General features: G+C 53.3%; 19 protein-coding genes. 12 read left to right on the top strand and 7 right to left on the bottom strand.

The features are described from left to right. The first annotated feature begins 340 nt into the window (after window positions 1-340). Complete coding sequence (locus tag ABLV11_RS10335; protein WP_070557104.1) at window positions 341-1,072, top strand: arginine ABC transporter substrate-binding protein; 732 nt, start codon at window positions 341-343, stop codon at window positions 1,070-1,072. A gap of 41 nt (window positions 1,073-1,113) precedes the next feature. Here ABLV11_RS10335 and orn read toward each other — a convergent pair whose 3' ends face one another. Further along, window positions 1,114-1,659: an oligoribonuclease gene (gene orn, locus ABLV11_RS10340; RefSeq protein WP_004097954.1), complete on the bottom strand. Its 546-nt coding sequence runs from the start codon at window positions 1,657-1,659 to the stop codon at window positions 1,114-1,116. Window positions 1,660-1,753: 94 nt separating this feature from the next. Between orn and rsgA the strand changes: the two genes are divergently transcribed. The 3 genes from rsgA (at window position 1,754) to mscM (ending at window position 7,223) form a co-directional block, all read left to right on the top strand. Beyond that, complete coding sequence (rsgA, locus tag ABLV11_RS10345) at window positions 1,754-2,815, top strand: small ribosomal subunit biogenesis GTPase RsgA (RefSeq protein WP_004109167.1); 1,062 nt, start codon at window positions 1,754-1,756, stop codon at window positions 2,813-2,815. A gap of 95 nt (window positions 2,816-2,910) precedes the next feature. Then, window positions 2,911-3,873, top strand: a complete 963-nt coding sequence (gene asd, locus ABLV11_RS10350) for an archaetidylserine decarboxylase (protein ID WP_004117363.1) — start codon at window positions 2,911-2,913, stop codon at window positions 3,871-3,873. Window positions 3,874-3,896: 23 nt separating this feature from the next. Next, window positions 3,897-7,223 (top strand): miniconductance mechanosensitive channel MscM, encoded by a 3,327-nt coding sequence (gene mscM, locus ABLV11_RS10355; protein ID WP_004109171.1) that lies wholly within the window; start codon window positions 3,897-3,899, stop codon window positions 7,221-7,223. Between the two features lie 119 nt (window positions 7,224-7,342). Here the strand turns inward: mscM and epmA are convergent, their stop codons facing one another. Beyond that, the gene (gene epmA / locus ABLV11_RS10360; RefSeq protein ID WP_004117360.1) at window positions 7,343-8,320 is read right to left on the bottom strand and encodes an elongation factor P--(R)-beta-lysine ligase; all 978 of its coding nucleotides are present in this window, start codon (window positions 8,318-8,320) and stop codon (window positions 7,343-7,345) included. 275 nt (window positions 8,321-8,595) lie between these two features. Here epmA and frdA point away from each other — a divergent pair, with 275 nt between their 5' ends. The 5 genes from frdA (at window position 8,596) to ABLV11_RS10385 (ending at window position 12,549) form a co-directional block, all read left to right on the top strand. After that, window positions 8,596-10,386 carry a fumarate reductase (quinol) flavoprotein subunit gene (gene frdA, locus ABLV11_RS10365; RefSeq protein ID WP_026055996.1) on the top strand — a complete coding sequence of 597 codons (1,791 nt, stop codon included), beginning with the start codon at window positions 8,596-8,598 and terminating at the stop codon, window positions 10,384-10,386. Next, the gene (locus ABLV11_RS10370) at window positions 10,379-11,113 is read left to right on the top strand and encodes a succinate dehydrogenase/fumarate reductase iron-sulfur subunit (protein WP_004109180.1); all 735 of its coding nucleotides are present in this window, start codon (window positions 10,379-10,381) and stop codon (window positions 11,111-11,113) included. The genes frdA and ABLV11_RS10370 overlap by 8 nt, the downstream gene beginning before the upstream one ends. Before the next feature lie 10 nt (window positions 11,114-11,123). Next, window positions 11,124-11,519 carry a fumarate reductase subunit FrdC gene (frdC, locus tag ABLV11_RS10375; RefSeq protein WP_004117355.1) on the top strand — a complete coding sequence of 132 codons (396 nt, stop codon included), beginning with the start codon at window positions 11,124-11,126 and terminating at the stop codon, window positions 11,517-11,519. A gap of 10 nt (window positions 11,520-11,529) precedes the next feature. Beyond that, window positions 11,530-11,889 (top strand): fumarate reductase subunit FrdD, encoded by a 360-nt coding sequence (gene frdD / locus ABLV11_RS10380; RefSeq protein WP_004109192.1) that lies wholly within the window; start codon window positions 11,530-11,532, stop codon window positions 11,887-11,889. A 129-nt stretch (window positions 11,890-12,018) separates the two neighbouring features. After that, window positions 12,019-12,549 carry a lipocalin family protein gene (locus ABLV11_RS10385; RefSeq protein WP_004109193.1) on the top strand — a complete coding sequence of 177 codons (531 nt, stop codon included), beginning with the start codon at window positions 12,019-12,021 and terminating at the stop codon, window positions 12,547-12,549. Here the strand turns inward: ABLV11_RS10385 and sugE are convergent. The 4 genes from sugE to efp form a co-directional block, all read right to left on the bottom strand. Beyond that, the gene (gene sugE, locus ABLV11_RS10390) at window positions 12,546-12,863 is read right to left on the bottom strand and encodes a quaternary ammonium compound efflux SMR transporter SugE (protein ID WP_004109196.1); all 318 of its coding nucleotides are present in this window, start codon (window positions 12,861-12,863) and stop codon (window positions 12,546-12,548) included. The genes ABLV11_RS10385 and sugE overlap by 4 nt on opposite strands. Window positions 12,864-13,002: 139 nt before the next feature. Next, the gene (ecnB, locus tag ABLV11_RS10395) at window positions 13,003-13,149 is read right to left on the bottom strand and encodes a lipoprotein toxin entericidin B (RefSeq protein ID WP_004109200.1); all 147 of its coding nucleotides are present in this window, start codon (window positions 13,147-13,149) and stop codon (window positions 13,003-13,005) included. Between the two features lie 164 nt (window positions 13,150-13,313). Then, a complete protein-coding gene (locus ABLV11_RS10400) occupies window positions 13,314-13,445 on the bottom strand; it encodes an entericidin A/B family lipoprotein (RefSeq protein ID WP_024273613.1) in 132 nt (43 codons plus the stop codon). A gap of 69 nt (window positions 13,446-13,514) precedes the next feature. Next, complete coding sequence (gene efp, locus ABLV11_RS10405) at window positions 13,515-14,081, bottom strand: elongation factor P (RefSeq protein WP_004109203.1); 567 nt, start codon at window positions 14,079-14,081, stop codon at window positions 13,515-13,517. A gap of 42 nt (window positions 14,082-14,123) precedes the next feature. Here efp and epmB point away from each other — a divergent pair, with 42 nt between their 5' ends. Next, on the top strand, window positions 14,124-15,152 hold the full coding sequence (epmB, locus tag ABLV11_RS10410) for an EF-P beta-lysylation protein EpmB (protein WP_126488224.1): 1,029 nt from the start codon (window positions 14,124-14,126) through the stop codon (window positions 15,150-15,152). 159 nt (window positions 15,153-15,311) lie between these two features. Here epmB and ABLV11_RS10415 read toward each other — a convergent pair whose 3' ends face one another. Further along, window positions 15,312-15,878, bottom strand: coding sequence for a winged helix-turn-helix domain-containing protein (locus ABLV11_RS10415; RefSeq protein WP_126488222.1), 567 nt, complete (start codon window positions 15,876-15,878; stop codon window positions 15,312-15,314). 491 nt (window positions 15,879-16,369) lie between these two features. Between ABLV11_RS10415 and ABLV11_RS10420 the strand changes: the two genes are divergently transcribed. Together ABLV11_RS10420 and ABLV11_RS10425 are read left to right on the top strand one after the other, a co-directional pair. Next, window positions 16,370-16,930 carry a type 1 fimbrial protein gene (locus ABLV11_RS10420; protein WP_004117347.1) on the top strand — a complete coding sequence of 187 codons (561 nt, stop codon included), beginning with the start codon at window positions 16,370-16,372 and terminating at the stop codon, window positions 16,928-16,930. 59 nt (window positions 16,931-16,989) lie between these two features. Further along, window positions 16,990-17,682 carry a molecular chaperone gene (locus ABLV11_RS10425; RefSeq protein ID WP_024273611.1) on the top strand — a complete coding sequence of 231 codons (693 nt, stop codon included), beginning with the start codon at window positions 16,990-16,992 and terminating at the stop codon, window positions 17,680-17,682. Window positions 17,683-17,685: the final 3 nt, after the last annotated feature.

A 17,685-nucleotide genomic window follows, 5' to 3' on the forward strand; every position in this document is an offset into this window, starting at 1 on the left:
ACTCGCGACCCCGACCTTGGCAAGGTCGTGCTCTACCAACTGAGCTATTCCCGCAAACTTCTGGCCATATTTCTATGGCGTCGTGATTTGCATTTCTGCTTCGTCACGGGAGGCGCATTATACGAGAATTCGATTTACCTGCAACCCCCCTGAAAGCAATTTTTTTCGTTTTTGATTTAAGTGACCACTTTATCGCCACATTCAGGCATGTTTTGTCTAAATAAGCAGCAAATGCGGCAAAATGACTTTTTCCGGGCTCGCTAAAGGCGCAAAATCACTCAAGTTTACAGGCGGATATCGCCCGCTGACGGTCAACAACGATGATAACCAGGGAAATAAAATGAAAAAAGCGCTTACCGTCCTGCTGCTGGCTACGCTTGCCACAGGAACAGCATCGGCAACAACGCTACATTTTGGAACAACGACGGCCAACCCGCCGTTTGAAACCGTCAGTGGCAAAAACCAACCCACGGGTTTTGATATCGATTTGGCCAACGCGTTGTGCAAGCAGATGCAGGTCGAATGCAAATTTACTCCCCAGGGCTTCGATACTCTCATCCCGGCGCTGCGCTTTAAGAAATTCGACGCCGTGATTGCCGGTATTGAAGTGATCCCAATGCGAGAAAAGCAGGTTGCATTCAGCCATCCCTATCGCCAGGAGCTCTCCGGTGCAATAGTCACAGCGAAAGACGCTGCCCATACCTTTGCCGATCTCAAAGATAAAAAACTCGGCGTCGTAAGGGGCACCATTCATCAGCACTACCTGCGTGATAAACAAAAAGCCGTGCACGTGCTGCCTTATGACAGCGATGAAAGCGCCCTGAACGCGCTGAAAGAAGGTGTGATTAGCGGAGTGATGGGCGATCAGGAGACCTTAACGAAATGGCTCGAGGATAATCCCGAATATGCGATTATGGACGAGCGCGCCACGGATCCCAGCTACTACGGTAAGCAGTACGCCATTGCGGTGCGTAAAGATGATCCTGAGCTGCTGAATAACATCAATGCCGCTCTGGATGTCGTCAAAGCCTCGCCGGAATTCCAGGCGATGGAACAGAAGTGGTTTAAATAGTCAGACGTACTACCGGGGCGCTTCTGGCCCCGGCATAAGCATTAGAGCTTGATGAAGTGCTCGCGGTAGTAAGCCAGTTCCGCTACCGATTCGCGAATATCGTCCATCGCCTGATGCGTTCCTTGTTTTTTAAAGCCGTCGAGAATTTCCGGCTTCCAGCGACGAGCCAGCTCTTTAAGCGTACTGACGTCAAGATAGCGATAGTGAAAATAGGCTTCCAGCTCAGGCATATATTTAAACAAGAAGCGACGATCCTGGCCGATGCTATTGCCGCAGATCGGTGACTTACCCGCCGGCACCCACTTTTTGAGAAATTCGATAGTCGCCAGTTCTGCCTCACGATCGCCCTGGGTACTCGCCTTCACCCGCTCCACCAGTCCGCTACCGGTATGGGTACGCACGTTCCACTCATCCATTAATGCCAGCTGCGCGTCTGACTGATGTACGGCAATCGTCGGCCCTTCCGCCAGAATGTTCAGATTCGCGTCAGTCACCAGGGTGGCGATTTCGATGATGCGATCGCGCTCCGGATCCAGCCCCGTCATTTCAAGATCGATCCAAATCAGGTTGTTTTCATCTGCACTCATGTTATTTTCCACCCTTCTTACGTCACTATATTCATCTAAAATAGCGTGTATCATAGAGGTTTTGCCCGTACAGGGCGACCAGGAGCCAGTTCGATTGAGTAAAAATAAACTCTCCAAAGGCCAACAGCGCCGCGTGAAGGCCAACCACCAGCGCCGCCTGAAAACGACTTCGGAGAAGGCCGATTTTGATGACAACCTGTTCGGTGAAAAATCCGAAGGGACCGTTATTAGCCGCTTTGGCATGCATGCCGATGTCGAATCCGCCGACGGTAGCGTCCACCGTTGCAATATACGCCGCACTATCCGTTCGCTGGTCACCGGCGATCGTGTGGTCTGGCGGCCAGGCAAAAGCGAAGCTGACGGCGTCAACGTCAAAGGCATCGTCGAGGCCGTGCATGAACGGACCTCCGTACTGACGCGCCCGGATTTCTATGACGGCGTCAAACCTATCGCCGCCAATATCAATCAGATTGTCATCGTTTCCGCCATCTTGCCTGAGCTTTCTCCGAATATTATCGACCGCTATCTGGTGGCCTGCGAAACGCTGAACGTCGAGCCGCTGATCGTGCTCAATAAGATCGATCTCCTGGATCAGGAGAGCATGGACTTCGTCAACGAGCAAATGGACATTTATCGCCATATTGGTTACCGCGTACTGATGGTCTCCAGCCGCACGCAGGATGGCCTGAAGCCGCTTGAAGAGGCGCTTACCGATCGGATCAGTATCTTTGCCGGGCAGTCTGGGGTAGGCAAATCCAGCCTGCTGAACGCGCTGCTGGGCCTGCAGGATGACCAAATCCTTACCAATGACGTTTCGGATGTCTCCGGACTGGGGCAGCACACCACTACGGCCGCGCGCCTGTACCACTTCCCGCACGGCGGCGATGTGATTGACTCGCCGGGGGTACGCGAGTTCGGCCTGTGGCATCTCGACGCGGAACAAATCACCCACGGCTTTGTCGAATTCCATGATTATTTAGGCCGATGCAAATACCGCGACTGCAAACACGATACCGATCCGGGCTGCGCCATTCGCGAAGCGGTGGAGAAGGGCGAAATCGCTGAAAGCCGGTTTGAAAACTACCATCGCATTCTGGAAAGCATGGCGCAGGTGCAGGTAAAAACGCGTAAAAGCTTTTCATCAACCGATGACTGACATTTAAGCTGAGCATCGTTAGAATCGTCCCCCTTTTTCAGGCCCCCGCCGACGCGCGGGGGTCAGGAACGACAAATAATGGCCTGGAGGCTACCTTGTTAAACGATCTTAAACTTTCACTGCAATACATTCTGCCTAAACTGTGGCTCACCCGCCTCGCAGGCTGGGGTGCACGCAAGCGGGCAGGCTGGCTGACAAAACTGGTCATCGATCTGTTCGTGAAATATTACAAGGTCGATATGAAAGAGGCGCAAAAGCCTGATACTGCCAGCTACCGGACCTTTAACGACTTTTTTGTTCGCCCGCTGCGCGATGACGTTCGTCCGTTAAATACTGACCCGAACGTACTGGTGATGCCCGCCGATGGCGTCATCAGCCAGCTCGGCGCTATTGAAGACGATAAAATTTTGCAGGCCAAAGGCCACAACTACAGTCTGGAAGCGCTGCTGGCCGGCAACTACCAGATGGCGGATCTGTTCCGTAACGGCAGCTTTGTCACTACCTATCTTTCCCCGCGCGATTACCACCGCGTGCACATGCCGTGCAACGGTATTCTGCGTGAAATGATCTACGTACCGGGAGATCTGTTCTCCGTAAACCATCTGACCGCGCAAAACGTGCCGAATCTTTTTGCCCGCAACGAGCGCGTCATCTGCCTGTTCGATACTGAGTTTGGCCCCATGGCGCAGATCCTGGTCGGCGCCACCATCGTCGGCAGCATCGAAACCGTGTGGTCCGGTACCGTCACGCCGCCGCGTGAAGGCATCATTAAGCGCTGGACCTGGCCTGCGGGCGAGAGCGAAGGTTCCGTCGCCCTGCTTAAAGGCCAGGAGATGGGCCGCTTTAAGCTGGGTTCCACGGTGATTAACCTGTTTGCTCCGGGTCAGGTGAAGCTGGTTGAGCAGTTACAAAGCCTGTCGGTAACCAAAATAGGCCAGCCGTTGGCGATCGCGCCTGAAGCCGTGACGCCGGTCGAGCCCGCTCCGCTGGCAGCCGAAGAAGTCCGCGCTGAACACGCCGCCAGTCCGCTGGTTGACGATAAACAAGACGAAGGTTAATTCCTGAAAGAAAAGGTTACGCCGTGCGCCTGATATACACTTTCCTGTTGGCCTGGTGCCTCAGTTTCGGGGCGTACGCAGCGACAGCCCCGGATGCTAAACAGATAGCCCAGGAGCTGGAACAGGCGAAAGCGGCAAAGCCCGCCCAGCCTGAAACCGTCGAAGTCCTGCAGTCTGCCCTGAATGCGCTTGAGGAGCGTAATGCCTCCCTTGAGCGCGCCCGTCAGTATCAGGACGTTATTGATAACTTCCCCAAACTGTCGCAAACCCTGCGCGCGCAGCTCAACAATCTTAGCGATGAGCCGCGCCAGGTCTCCACTACCCTCTCCTCCGATGCCCTGAACCAGGAGATTCTCCAGGTCAGCAGCCAGCTGCTGGAAGCCAGTCGTAAAGCTCAGCAGGAGCAGGACCGCGCCCGCGATATCGCCGACTCGCTCAACCAGCTGCCGCAGCAACAGAGCGATGCCCGCCGCCAGCTGAATGAGGTCGAACGCCGGATCGGCGCGCAAAGCAGCAATACGCCGCTGGCGCAGGCGCAAAATCTTGGTTTACAGGCGGAGTCCGCGCGGCTGAAAGCGCTGGTCGATGAACTGGATCTGGCGCAGCTTTCCGCCAATAACCGCCAGGAGCTATCACGGTTGCGATCCGAGCTGGCGCAGAAAGAGAGTGAGCAGCTCGACGCCTGGCTACAGGCATTAAGAAATCAGCTCAATAACCAACGGCAGCGCGAGGCGGAGAAAGCGCTGGAAAGCACCGAGCTGCTGGCGGAAAACAGCGAAAACCTGCCGCCGGATATTGTGGCGCAGTTCAAAGTGAACCGCGAGCTGTCGCAAGCGCTAAACCAGCAGGCGCAGCGGATGGACTTGATCGCCTCTCAGCAGCGCCAGGCGACCAATCAAACCCTGCAGGTGCGTCAGGCTTTAAACACGCTCCGCGAGCAGTCCCAATGGTTAGGTTCTTCCAATCTGCTTGGCGAAGCCCTGCGCGCGCAGGTGGCGCGTCTGCCGGAAATCCCGCGACCGCAGCAGCTGGATACCGAAATGGCGCAGCTGCGCGTGCAGCGCCTGCGCTATGAGGATCAGCTCGGCAAGCAGCCGCAGCTAAGACAAATTCGTCAGGCCAACGGTGAACCCCTCACCAGCGAGCAGAACCGCATTCTTCAGGCTCAGATGCGCACGCAGACAGAGCTGCTCAACTCCCTGCTGCGCGGCGGCGATACGCTTATGCTCGAACTGACCAAGCTGAAAGTCGCCAACGGCCAGCTAGAGGATGCGCTCAAAGAGATCAACGAAGCGACCCACCGCTATCTGTTCTGGACCTCCGACGTCAGCCCAATCGGCTTCTCCTGGCCACTGGAGATTGTTCAGGATTTACGCCGTCTGATCTCGCTCGATACCATGAGCCAGCTCGGTAAGGCCAGCATGATGATGCTGACCAGCAAAGAGACCCTGCTGCCGCTCTTCGTCGCGCTCATTCTGGTAGGGTTCAGCGTCAGCTCGCGGCGCCATTTCACCAGCTTCCTGGAGCGTTCCAGCGCGCGCGTCGGCAAGGTTACGCAGGATCACTTCTGGCTTACCCTGCGAACGGTGTTCTGGTCTATACTGGTGGCCTCGCCGCTGCCGGTACTGTGGATGACGCTGGGCTACGGTCTGCAGTCTGCCTGGCCTTTCCCGCTGGCCGTGGCGATTGGCGATAGCGTCACCGCAACGGTGCCGCTGCTGTGGGTGGTAATGATTTGCGCCACTTTTGCCCGCCCGAACGGTCTGTTCATCGCCCACTTTGGCTGGCCGCGCAGTCGGGTTAGCAAGGCGATGCGCTACTATCTGATGAGCATCGGGCTCATTGTGCCGCTTATTATGGCGCTGATTACTTTTGATAATCTCAACGATCGCGAGTTCTCCGCCTCGCTGGGTCGCCTCTGCTTTATGCTGATTTGCGGCGCGCTGGCGATGGTGACCCTGAGCCTGAAACGCGCCGGCATCCCGCTGTATCTCGATAAAGAAGGCAGCGGCGACAATATGCTGAACCGACTGCTGTGGAATATGCTGCTCGGCGCGCCGCTGGTGGCAATGCTGGCGGCGGCAATCGGCTATCTCGCTACATCGCAGGCGCTGCTCGCCAGGCTCGAAACGTCGGTCGCCATCTGGTTCCTGCTGCTGGTGGTTTATCACATCATTCGCCGCTGGATGTTGATTCAGCGCCGTCGCCTGGCGTTCGATCGCGCTAAGCACCGTCGGGCGGAGATCCTCGCCCAGCGCGCGCGTGGCGAAGAGGACGTCCAGCATACCAGCAGCCCGGAAGGTTCAATGGAAGCCGAGGTCAGCGAGGTCGATCTGGATGCTATCAGTACCCAGTCCCTGCGTCTGGTGCGCTCCCTGCTGATGCTGATCGCGCTGGTGTCGGTTATCGTGCTATGGTCAGAAATCCACTCCGCATTTGGCTTCCTGGAGAATATCTCGCTGTGGGACGTGACCTCCACGGTGCAGGGCGTTGAGAGCCTGGAGCCGATCACCCTCGGCGCGGTGCTGATTGCTATTCTGGTGCTGATTATTACCACCCAGCTGGTGCGCAACCTGCCCGCTCTGCTGGAACTGGCCATCCTCCAGCACCTGGAACTGACGCCGGGCACCGGCTACGCCATCACCACCATCACCAAGTATCTGCTGATGCTGATTGGTGGTCTGGTCGGTTTCTCGATGATTGGGATTGAGTGGTCGAAACTGCAGTGGCTTATTGCCGCGCTCGGTGTAGGTCTCGGTTTTGGTTTGCAGGAGATCTTCGCCAACTTCATCTCCGGCCTGATTATTCTGTTTGAAAAACCGATACGCATTGGCGATACGGTCACCATTCGCGATCTCACCGGTAGCGTGACGCGCATTAATACCCGCGCCACCACCATCAGCGACTGGGACCGTAAAGAGATTATCGTGCCGAACAAGGCGTTCATCACCGAACAGTTCATCAACTGGTCGTTGTCGGATTCTGTAACCCGCGTGGTGTTAACGGTGCCTGCCCCGGTGGATGCCAATACCGAAGAGGTGGCGCAGATCCTGCTAAATGCCGCGCACCGCTGTTCGTTGGTTATCGATACCCCGGCGCCGGAAGCGTTTCTTGTTGACCTGCAGCAGGGGATCCAGATTTTCGAGCTGCGTATCTACGCCGCCGAAATGGGTCACCGTATGCCGCTACGCCATGAGATGCATCAGCTGATTCTGGCCGGATTCCGCGAGCACGGTATCGATATGCCGTTCCCGCCGTTCCAGATGCGCCTGGAGAGCATCGATGGCAGAAAAAGCAGCAGGGCGCTGACCTCGGCAGGGAAAACCAGTCGCGCGCCCGGCAGTCTGTAATATCGGCCTTGCCTGAACGCGGGCAAGGCCAGAACTGTCGCACTCCCGGACAATCAACCATACCGCCGCACATCGGCGGTCATCCCGGTCAATATCCTGCGGGAAAGCGGAAAGAAAGATCAGGCGCGGTCGACGGTAAACGAGATAACGTCGCCGATGCTTTCTGCGCCCAGCGCCAGCATCACCACCCGGTCAACGCCCAGCGCTACGCCGGAACAATCCGGCAGCCCGGCTTCCAGAGCGGCCAGCAGATGATGATCGATTGGCTGCTGCGGCAGACCGCGAGCCGCACGCTTGCGGTTATCCTGCTCAAAACGCTGCCGCTGTTCTCGGGCGTCGGTGAGCTCATGAAAACCATTAGCCAGCTCAATGCCTTTGTAATAGACCTCGAAACGTTCCGCTACGCGATGATCTTCGGTGCTGATTTGCGCCAGTGACGCCTGGCTGGCCGGGAAATGATAGATAAACGTCGGACGATCCTTACCAATATGCGGCTCAACGCCCATGACAAAAAGTAGCTGAAGCAGCGTGTCCCGATCCTCTTCCGTATCGGCAATATTGCTCAAATCGAGCTTAGCCGCCACTTCGCGCAGCTGCGTTTTATCTGCCGACAGCGGGTCGATTTCCAGATGACGCAGGAAGGCTTGCTGATAAGAGAGGCTTTCGGCCGGCTGGCAGTCGAGTACCTGCTGTAGCAGATCGTCTACTTCGTTGATTAGCCGGTACATGTCATAGCACGGACGATACCACTCCAGCATGGTGAATTCCGGATTATGGTGGCGACCCATCTCTTCATTGCGGAAGCTACGGCATAGCTGAAAAACCGGGCCGCAACCGGCCGCCAGCAGGCGCTTCATGTGATACTCCGGGCTGGTCATCAGATACAGATTCAGCCCCTGAGAATGACCCGGTCCTACGAAACGCGTTTCAAACGGGACCATATGGATATCCGTCACCGTCGCCTGACTCATGCAGGGCGTCTCCACCTCCAGCACGCCGCGGTCGGTAAAGAAACGACGAATTTCCGCCATCACCGCTGCACGTTTTAACAGGTTTGGAATGGATGCGCTCGGCTGCCAGGTTGCCGTTTCGCTCATGGTACTTTCTCCGATTTGAAACAAGGGCCCGAAGTCTACTCGTAACTGGCGAATGAAACAAATTTTGTGCGAAAAGGCAAAAGCGTCACATACGCTTAATTTATTGATAGCCCAAAAACATACAGTGGATAGATAAACAACCGCACATAACGATAAAAAAATCGAACACGTCAATTTTCCCTCATAACCCTGCGGCTATACTCCTTACCTATAAAGGAGCAGTGATACGTTTTCGCCAGCCCGGCGGCGAAATAAACAAAAACTGGAGGAATGTCGTGCAAACTTTTCAAGCCGATCTTGCCGTTATTGGCGCAGGCGGAGCAGGTCTTCGTGCTGCAATTGCCGCCGCGCAAGCTAATCCAAATGCTAAAATCGCTCTAATTTCAAAAGTCTATCCTATGCGCAGCCATACCGTTGCTGCTGAAGGGGGTTCCGCTGCCGTCGCGCAGGATCATGATAGCTTTGAGTACCATTTCCACGATACTGTTGCAGGCGGCGACTGGCTATGCGAACAGGATGTCGTCGACTACTTCGTTCATCACTGCCCGACGGAAATGACCCAGCTTGAGCAGTGGGGTTGTCCGTGGAGCCGCCGCCCTGACGGCAGCGTCAACGTCCGGCGCTTCGGCGGTATGAAGATCGAGCGAACCTGGTTCGCAGCCGATAAAACCGGCTTTCATATGCTGCACACCCTGTTCCAGACCTCGCTTCAGTTCCCCCAAATCCAACGCTTCGACGAACACTTTGTCCTCGATATCCTGGTCGACGAAGGTCAGGCGCGCGGTCTGGTCGCGATGAATATGATGGAGGGTACGCTGGTACAGATCCGCGCCAACGCGGTAGTTCTGGCGACCGGCGGCGCAGGACGCGTATATCGCTACAATACCAACGGCGGGATCGTCACCGGCGATGGTATGGGTATGGCGCTCAGCCACGGCGTACCGCTGCGCGATATGGAGTTCGTGCAATATCACCCAACCGGCCTGCCAGGTTCCGGTATTCTGATGACGGAAGGCTGCCGCGGTGAAGGCGGTATTCTGGTCAACAAGAATGGCTACCGCTATCTGCAGGATTACGGCATGGGCCCGGAAACTCCGCTGGGCGAGCCAAAAAATAAATATATGGAGCTGGGTCCGCGCGACAAAGTCTCCCAGGCTTTCTGGCACGAATGGCGTAAAGGCAACACGATCCCAACGCCGCGAGGCGACGTGGTCTACCTCGATCTGCGTCATTTGGGCGAGAAAAAGCTGCTTGAACGTCTGCCGTTTATCTGTGAACTCTCAAAAGCCTACGTGGGCGTCGATCCGGTGAAAGATCCCATTCCGGTACGTCCAACCGCGCACTACACCATGGGCGGTATCGAAACCGACCAGCAGTGTGAAACCCGTATTAAAGGGCTGTTTGCCGTTGGCGAATGCTCTTCTGTCGGTTTGCACGGCGCTAACCGTCTCGGCTCCAACTCGCTGGCGGAGCTGGTGGTGTTTGGTCGTCTGGCCGGTGAACAGGCCATGCAGCGCGCCACCGAAGCGGGCGAAGCCAATAGCGCCGCGCTGGACGCGCAGGTCGTCGATATCGAGAAGCGCCTGAAGGACCTGGTGAATCAGGAAGGTAACGAAAACTGGGCGAAGATCCGTGATGAAATGGGTCTATCGATGGAAGAAGGCTGCGGCATCTACCGTACGCCGGAGCTCATGCAGAAAACGGTTGATAAGCTGGCCGAGCTGCAGGAGCGCTTCAAGCGCGTGCGTATCACCGACACCTCCAGCGTGTTCAATACCGACCTGCTGTATACCATCGAACTGGGTCATGGTCTGAACGTCGCCGAATGTATGGCGCATTCCGCCATCGCGCGTAAAGAGTCCCGCGGCGCGCATCAGCGTCTGGATGAAGGCTGCACCGAGCGTGACGACGTCAACTTCCTCAAGCATACCCTCGCCTTCCGCGACGCCAACGGTAATACCACTCTGGAGTACAGTGATGTGAAAATCACCACTCTGCCGCCGGCAAAACGCGTGTACGGGGCGGAAGCGGAAGCAGCCGAGAAGAAGGAGACGACGAATGGCTGAGATGAAAAACATGAAAGTCGAAGTGGTGCGCTATAACCCGGAAGTGGATATCGCACCGCACAGCGCTTTCTATGAAGTTCCCTACGACGAGCAAACCTCGCTGCTGGATGCGCTGGGCTATATCAAAGATAACCTCGCGCCGGATCTTAGCTACCGCTGGTCCTGCCGCATGGCGATTTGCGGTTCCTGCGGCATGATGGTGAACAAAGTACCAAAGCTGGCCTGTAAAACCTTCCTGCGCGAATACACCAAAGGCATTAAGGTTGAAGCGCTGGCTAACTTCCCGATTGAACGCGATCTGGTGGTCGATATGACCCACTTTATTGAAAGTCTGGAAGCCATTAAGCCGTACATCATCGGCAACCCGCGCACGCCCGATCAGGGACCAAACAAGCAAACGCCGGCGCAGATGGCGAAATACCATCAGTTCTCCGGCTGCATTAACTGCGGCCTGTGTTACGCGGCCTGCCCGCAGTTTGGTCTTAATCCGGAGTTTATCGGCCCGGCGGCGATCACCCTCGCCCATCGCTATAACGAAGACAGCCGCGACCACGGTAAAAAGGAACGTATGGCGCAGCTTAACGGCCAGAATGGCGTATGGACATGTACTTTCGTGGGCTACTGCTCCGAAGTCTGCCCGAAACACGTCGACCCGGCAGCCGCGATCCAGCAGGGTAAGGTAGAAAGCTCGAAAGACTTTCTTATCGCCACCCTGAAACCACGCTAAGGAGTGCAGTATGACGACTAAACGCAAACCCTACGTGCGGCCGATGCCGTCCACCTGGTGGAAAAAGCTGCCGTTTTATCGCTTCTATATGCTGCGTGAAGGAACAGCGGTCCCCACGGTCTGGTTCAGTATCGTGTTGATCTACGGGCTATTCGCGCTGAAGCACGGTGCGGAGAGCTGGGCCGGGTATATCGGTTTTCTGCAAAATCCGATTGTCGTGATTCTGAACCTGATCACGCTTGCGGCCGCGCTGCTGCATACCAAGACCTGGTTTGAGCTGGCACCGAAAGCTGCCAATATTATCCTCAAAGGCGAAAAAATGGGGCCAGAGCCAGTGATTAAAGGGCTTTGGATCGTCACCGCGGTCGTCACCGTAGTGATTCTGTTTGTCGCCCTGTTCTGGTAAGGAGGCTGGAATGATCAATCCTAAACCAAAACGTTCTGATGAGCCCGTATTCTGGGGGCTGTTTGGCGCTGGCGGTATGTGGGGAGCAATTGTCGCTCCTGTCATCGTACTGCTGGTAGGTATTATGCTGCCGCTGGGCCTTGCGCCCGCAGACGCCTTCAGCTACGAACGCGTGCTGGGCTTTGCCCACAGCTTCATTGGCCGTGCGTTTATTTTTCTGATGATTGTGCTGCCGCTATGGTGCGGACTTCATCGTATTCACCATGCGATGCACGATTTAAAAATTCACGTACCCAACGGTAAGTGGGTCTTCTACGGCCTCGCGGCGATTCTGACCGTCGTCACGCTGGTCGGAATATTGTTCATCTAAACCGCTGCTTTAACCTCGACTGCGGCAAGCCCGGTAGCAGGATGTTACCGGGCTCTCTTCTCAAGAAAAATCTGCCGCATTTTTCCTGCCTGAATCTACACTTAGCTTAAAACTGGCAAGGAAATAACTATGCGTCTGCTCCCCGTCATGGCGGTTGTTGCCGCTTCATTTCTGCTTATCGCCTGTAGCACGCCGACGCCGCCTACCGGCGTCACCGTGGTCAGCCCATTCGACACGCAACGCTATCTCGGTACCTGGTATGAAATCGCCCGTTTCGATCACAATTTTGAGAGTGGCTTAGAAAAGGTCACCGCAACGTATAGCCTGCGCGATGATGGTGGGCTGAACGTGGTAAATAAGGGATATAACCCCGACCGGGGTATGTGGCAGAAAACCGACGGCGTCGCTTACTTTACCGGCGATCCCACGCGCGCCGCGCTGAAGGTCTCATTTTTCGGCCCTTTCTATGGCGGCTATAACGTCATTTCACTGGATAAGGATTATCGCTATGCGCTGGTTTGTGGGCCTGATCGCGACTATCTCTGGCTACTGGCGCGTGCGCCGAAAATCCCGCCGGAAGTGAAGCAGCAGATGCTGGATATCGCCAGCCGGCAGGGATTTGACGTGAGCAAGCTCATCTGGGTCAATCAACGCTATTAATGAGCGCTCATTTTCAGGCCAATGATGCCAATGACAATACATGCCAGGCTGGCAATGCGCATCGGGCTGGCGGATTCTCCTAGCAGGATAATCCCCGTGACCGCTGCGCCAACCGCGCCAATACCGGTCCAGACGGCGTAAGCCGTTCCCACGGGCAGCGTTTTCATCGCCCATGATAAAAGCGCCATACTGATAACCATGGCGGCAATCGTAATTACGCTCGGCACAAGCCGACTAAAACCATGGGTATACTTCAGACCGACTGCCCAGACAACTTCCAGCAGCCCCGCGATAAACAGAATTAACCAGGACATAAGGCTCCTTTGATGGGGCCGTCCCCAGATGTGGAACGCTTACGGGTCGTCCCGCAAGGTAGATGATAATCCGCGGAAATAATACACGATGTCGCTAAAGAGAGGAAGAACGGTACGACCACGGCCGTACCGCCATGGTCTATTGCTGAGCTTTGGTTGCGGCGCCAGAAATCGCATCGCCGCCATCTGAAATATCCTGACCGACACCGCGCGTGGTGTTACATCCGGTCAATGCTGAGGAGAGGACCAAAACCGTAAAGACCGCTGCAATCGCTTTTTTTACCATGATGTTATCCTTAATTTACCAGTTTTAGTTATCGTGCCTTATAAGCATAGACAACCTGGTTCAGGATGAGGGAATCTCAACGTTTTTTCGGAGAAAAAGAGGTTTAAGGTATTAAGTCAGGAAAAGAAATGGATTATGAATGAGGATTTCCTGATGAAATCAGGTTAGCTGGCAGCGTGAGAAATAGCATGACCCAGGCTTTGGATATCCTCACCCACGCCGCGGGCCGTATTGCATCCGGACAGAAGGGCACAGCTAAGAAATAATAATACCGGGAGCGTTAATTTATAACCCATCTTCCCTGCCTGCAGTTACGCCGGTAGAGGGCGCAGCGAAAGGCTGCGCCAACCGTCTCAGCGCATCGATTACTTCACGCGGGATACGTATTCGCCAGAGCGAGTATCCACTTTGATGACTTCGCCAATCTGAACGAACAGAGGAACTTTAACCACTGCGCCAGTGGACAGGGTAGCCGGTTTACCGCCGGTGCCAGCAGTATCGCCTTTCAGACCTGGATCGGTTTCAACGATTTCCAGCTCAACGAAGTTCGGCGGGGTAACGGAGATCGGCTGACCGTTCCACAGAGTAACGATACATTCAGCCTGATCCAGCAGCCATTTAGCATTATCACCAACGGCTTTAGAATCTGCGGCCAGCTGTTCAAACGTCGAGTTGTTCATGAAGTGCCAGAACTCACCGTCGTTGTACAGATAAGTCAGGTTCATATCGACAACGTCTGCGCCTTCAGCAGAATCTGTAGACTTGAAGGTTTTCTCTACGCGGGTGCCGGTCAGCAGGCGGCGCAGCTTAACGCGCGCAAAAGCCTGGCCTTTGCCCGGTTTAACGAATTCACTGGCTTCAACTGCATAAGGTTCGCCGTCCATCATGATTTTAAGACCGGCACGAAAATCGTTGCTATAGTAAGTCGCCATAAGGCCCTCTGAAACTTTGTTAATTGGTAGCTAAGCCACAAAATGGCGCATATTGTAACCCTAAATACCCCATCCAGAGAAGATTGGTTAACGCAACTTGCCGATGTTGTGACCAGTCCCGATGAACTGCTGCAGCTTTTAAATGTAGACGCTGATGCGAATCTATTGGCAGGACGCGACGCTAAGCGCCTGTTCGCACTGCGTGTCCCACGGGCATTTATTGCTCGTATGGAACCAGGAAATCCAAACGATCCTCTTCTCCGTCAGGTACTTACCTCCCAGGAGGAGTTTATTCATGCTCCAGGATACTCCACCGATCCGCTGGAAGAACAGCATAGCGTTGTGCCAGGTCTGCTGCATAAATACAGCAACCGCGCTTTACTGTTGGTGAAAGGCGGCTGCGCGGTAAATTGTCGATATTGTTTCCGTCGGCACTTCCCGTACGCGGAAAACCAGGGCACGAAGCGCAACTGGCAGAAGGCTATGGAATACATCGCGTCTCATCCAGAGCTGGATGAAATTATTTTTTCCGGCGGTGACCCGTTAATGGCGAAGGACCATGAACTGGACTGGCTGCTTACCCAGCTGGAATCCATTCCACATATTAAACGCCTGCGCATCCACAGTCGGTTACCCATTGTGATTCCTGCGCGGATTACCGATACCCTGGTTGCGCGCATCTCTGTATCCTCGTTGCAGGTGCTGCTGGTGAACCATATTAACCATGCCAACGAGATTGATACCGCGTTTCGTAGGGCAATGAAGAGCCTGCGTATGGCTGGCGTCACCTTACTCAATCAAAGCGTACTGTTACGCGGTGTGAACGATAATGCGCGCACGCTCGCCGATCTGAGCAATGCGTTATTCGATGCCGGGGTTATGCCTTATTACCTGCACGTTCTGGACAGAGTGCAGGGAGCAGCGCATTTCATGGTCAGTGACGAAGAGGCCCGGGTAATCATGCGCGAACTACTCACTCTGGTCTCCGGTTATTTAGTCCCTAAACTTGCACGGGAAATCGGCGGAGAACCCAGCAAGACCCCCCTGGACTTAGGATTGAAGCAACGATAGCGAATCCGTCTGCCGGGCACTGCCTGGCAGACTACCTGTTGCTATTACTTACTGGTGTATAAATACTGACGCTTTATAATTTTCGTAGAATCAGTAGTTATTCTTCCAAGGGAGAGTAAATCGAATATAAAATCAAACGGTTAATCCATTCATTATTACTTACAAAAAAAGAGAAAGGATGTTTGCTGCGGTCATCACCAATAACAGAGGCAAAATCCATCCAGGTAATTTAAATACTGTTGCTTTATCGTCTGGGGAAATTTTTTGCGCATCTTCGCGGACAGCGGAATTATTCATCACATTTTTCTCAATCGGAGGCGAAGAGGTACTTGCGGTAACCTGCACATTTTCAGAGTTTTCCGGTTCCTTTTCTTCCGAGCGTAAGAATGAGGCAATATTTGAGCCTGCGGCGAGAACAAACCCGCGCTGCCTGACTGTAACAATAATATCTTGCGATAATCCTGCTTTCACTAACGACTTTCTTAACAATGATATGTTTTGATAAAAAGTATTCTGAGAAACGACAACCCCTCTGGTTTTCCAGACACTATCCAGAAACTCTTCTCGGGATATAATTTTTCCATTGCTTTCCAGTAAAAGTTGCAGGCAGCGTGCAGTCGGCGCGTTCAGCGTCACGCTCTCACCATTTTCCCCCACGGGCTGCAGCTCATTCATATTTACATTAAAAATAACTTCATTGTTAATGATATATTCATTGAATATCATAATCCCTTTCCTCCCTCACCATTCCATATGAAACAAAGATGAATTAAATTCAAATTCATCTTTAGCTATCACAGTACATCCCTTTAAGCCTGCCAGATTAGATAATTTCAAAGAAAAATCCCAGCTCTTCCCAGAGCAAAGATAAGATTATCATGATATTTGAACCAAAGGGAAGACTGATTTACAACTATACCTTCCAGGCACACTCATTATTATCTACGAAATCTGCTTGTGAAATTGCAACCTTCAATAAACAGAGTTTAAATTCAAACAGAATTCACATGCATTTTATCAGTCCTGCACTTAGATTTGTCACCGCTCCGGCACATTACGCTCTATGTATACCAGGTATACAAAATGCGGCGGCAGGAGAATGATAACGATAGCGATCGGGCAGACATAGCAGAATGTTAGTTATTACCTATCAGACTAATTAACATCTTCGTCTTGACGCTATTCAGGACTTTAGTATCTATAAATGGATTAAATAAATGAAAAAAACAATTGTAGCTGTAATGGTTGCTGCTTCTGCAGTTCTGAGTGCTCAGGCTTTCGCGGCAGGGAACAGTTCTTCTCTGACTATTCTGGGTAACGTTACCGACACCGGCGAATCCTGTAACGTAACGCCGTCCGCTATGATTTCCGGCGGTTCTTTAACTCTGGACGATGTTAAAGCATCTGTACTGGACGCAATGGCAGTTAACACTCCGTATATGTCAACTGCAAAAGACATTGAGTACAAAATCGAAGATTGCCAGAAAGGTGCAACTAATTACACCGGTAACATCAACGTGACCGTAACCGGCGACTATATCAGCGGCCAGGACAACGTGCTGACCAACACGGCTGCCAGCCCGGCAACTAACGCTGCGGTTACCGTAGTGAACACCGACGGCACTCGCGTAAGCTTCACCGGTACGACTCCAAAAGTTGTTGCTTATACCGCGGGTACCCCGTCTTACCTGCGTTATAAAGCTGCATACGTTAAAACTGCAAACGGCGTTACCGATGGTGCAGTTAAAGGTGTAGCCACCTTTACTATTAGCTACTAATAAGTACAACGGGGTTTGCCTCAGGCAGGCCCCGTTATTTTTTATTCAGGGAATGAATTATGCTGAAGTCATTATTAAGATTAGCTGCAATTTCTTTTATTTCTGTCAGCTTTGTGGCCCAGAGTGGAGTCGTGGTTGATTCAACCCGCCATCTTTATAAAGAAGGTTCGCGAGAAATCAGTACGAACATTGAAAACAAAGATGACACGCCTTATTTAATTAAATCCTGGGTAGAAGCGTCTGAAGGAATGAAAGACAGCTTTTTTATGGTGACTCCCCCGCTTTTCCGCCTAGAGGGCAAGCAAACCAACACGGTACGTATTTTCCCTAACGCGTATATCTCTAAAGCGCCTCAGGATCGTGAAACCGTCTACTTCTTTAACGTAATGTCTATTCCGCCAACCAGCGACAGTGAAGCGGATAAAAACAAACTGCAGCTGGCGGTACGCCATAGAATGCGTCTTATCTATCGTCCTCGCGCCATTCAGGATATGAATATTAATACCGAAGCTAAAAATCTGCAGTGGCATAAATCCGGTAATAAGATAACGCTAAAGAATCCGACACCCTTTTTCATTTATTTTAAGTCGATAAAAATAAACGGCAGAGATATTAGCAACTCAGTCAATAACATTGATGCTTTTTCCAGCAAAGAATTTACTTTGCCTGCAGGTATAAATGGTTCAGAAATCGAGTGGAAGGTCGCCACTGATAACGGAGGCTCGGGTTCTGCCCACACATCATCGATTTAAATT

It is taken from the genome of Klebsiella sp. GW_Kp181 (assembly GCF_040062315.1).
In the GTDB taxonomy this organism is placed as follows: domain Bacteria; phylum Pseudomonadota; class Gammaproteobacteria; order Enterobacterales; family Enterobacteriaceae; genus Klebsiella; species Klebsiella oxytoca.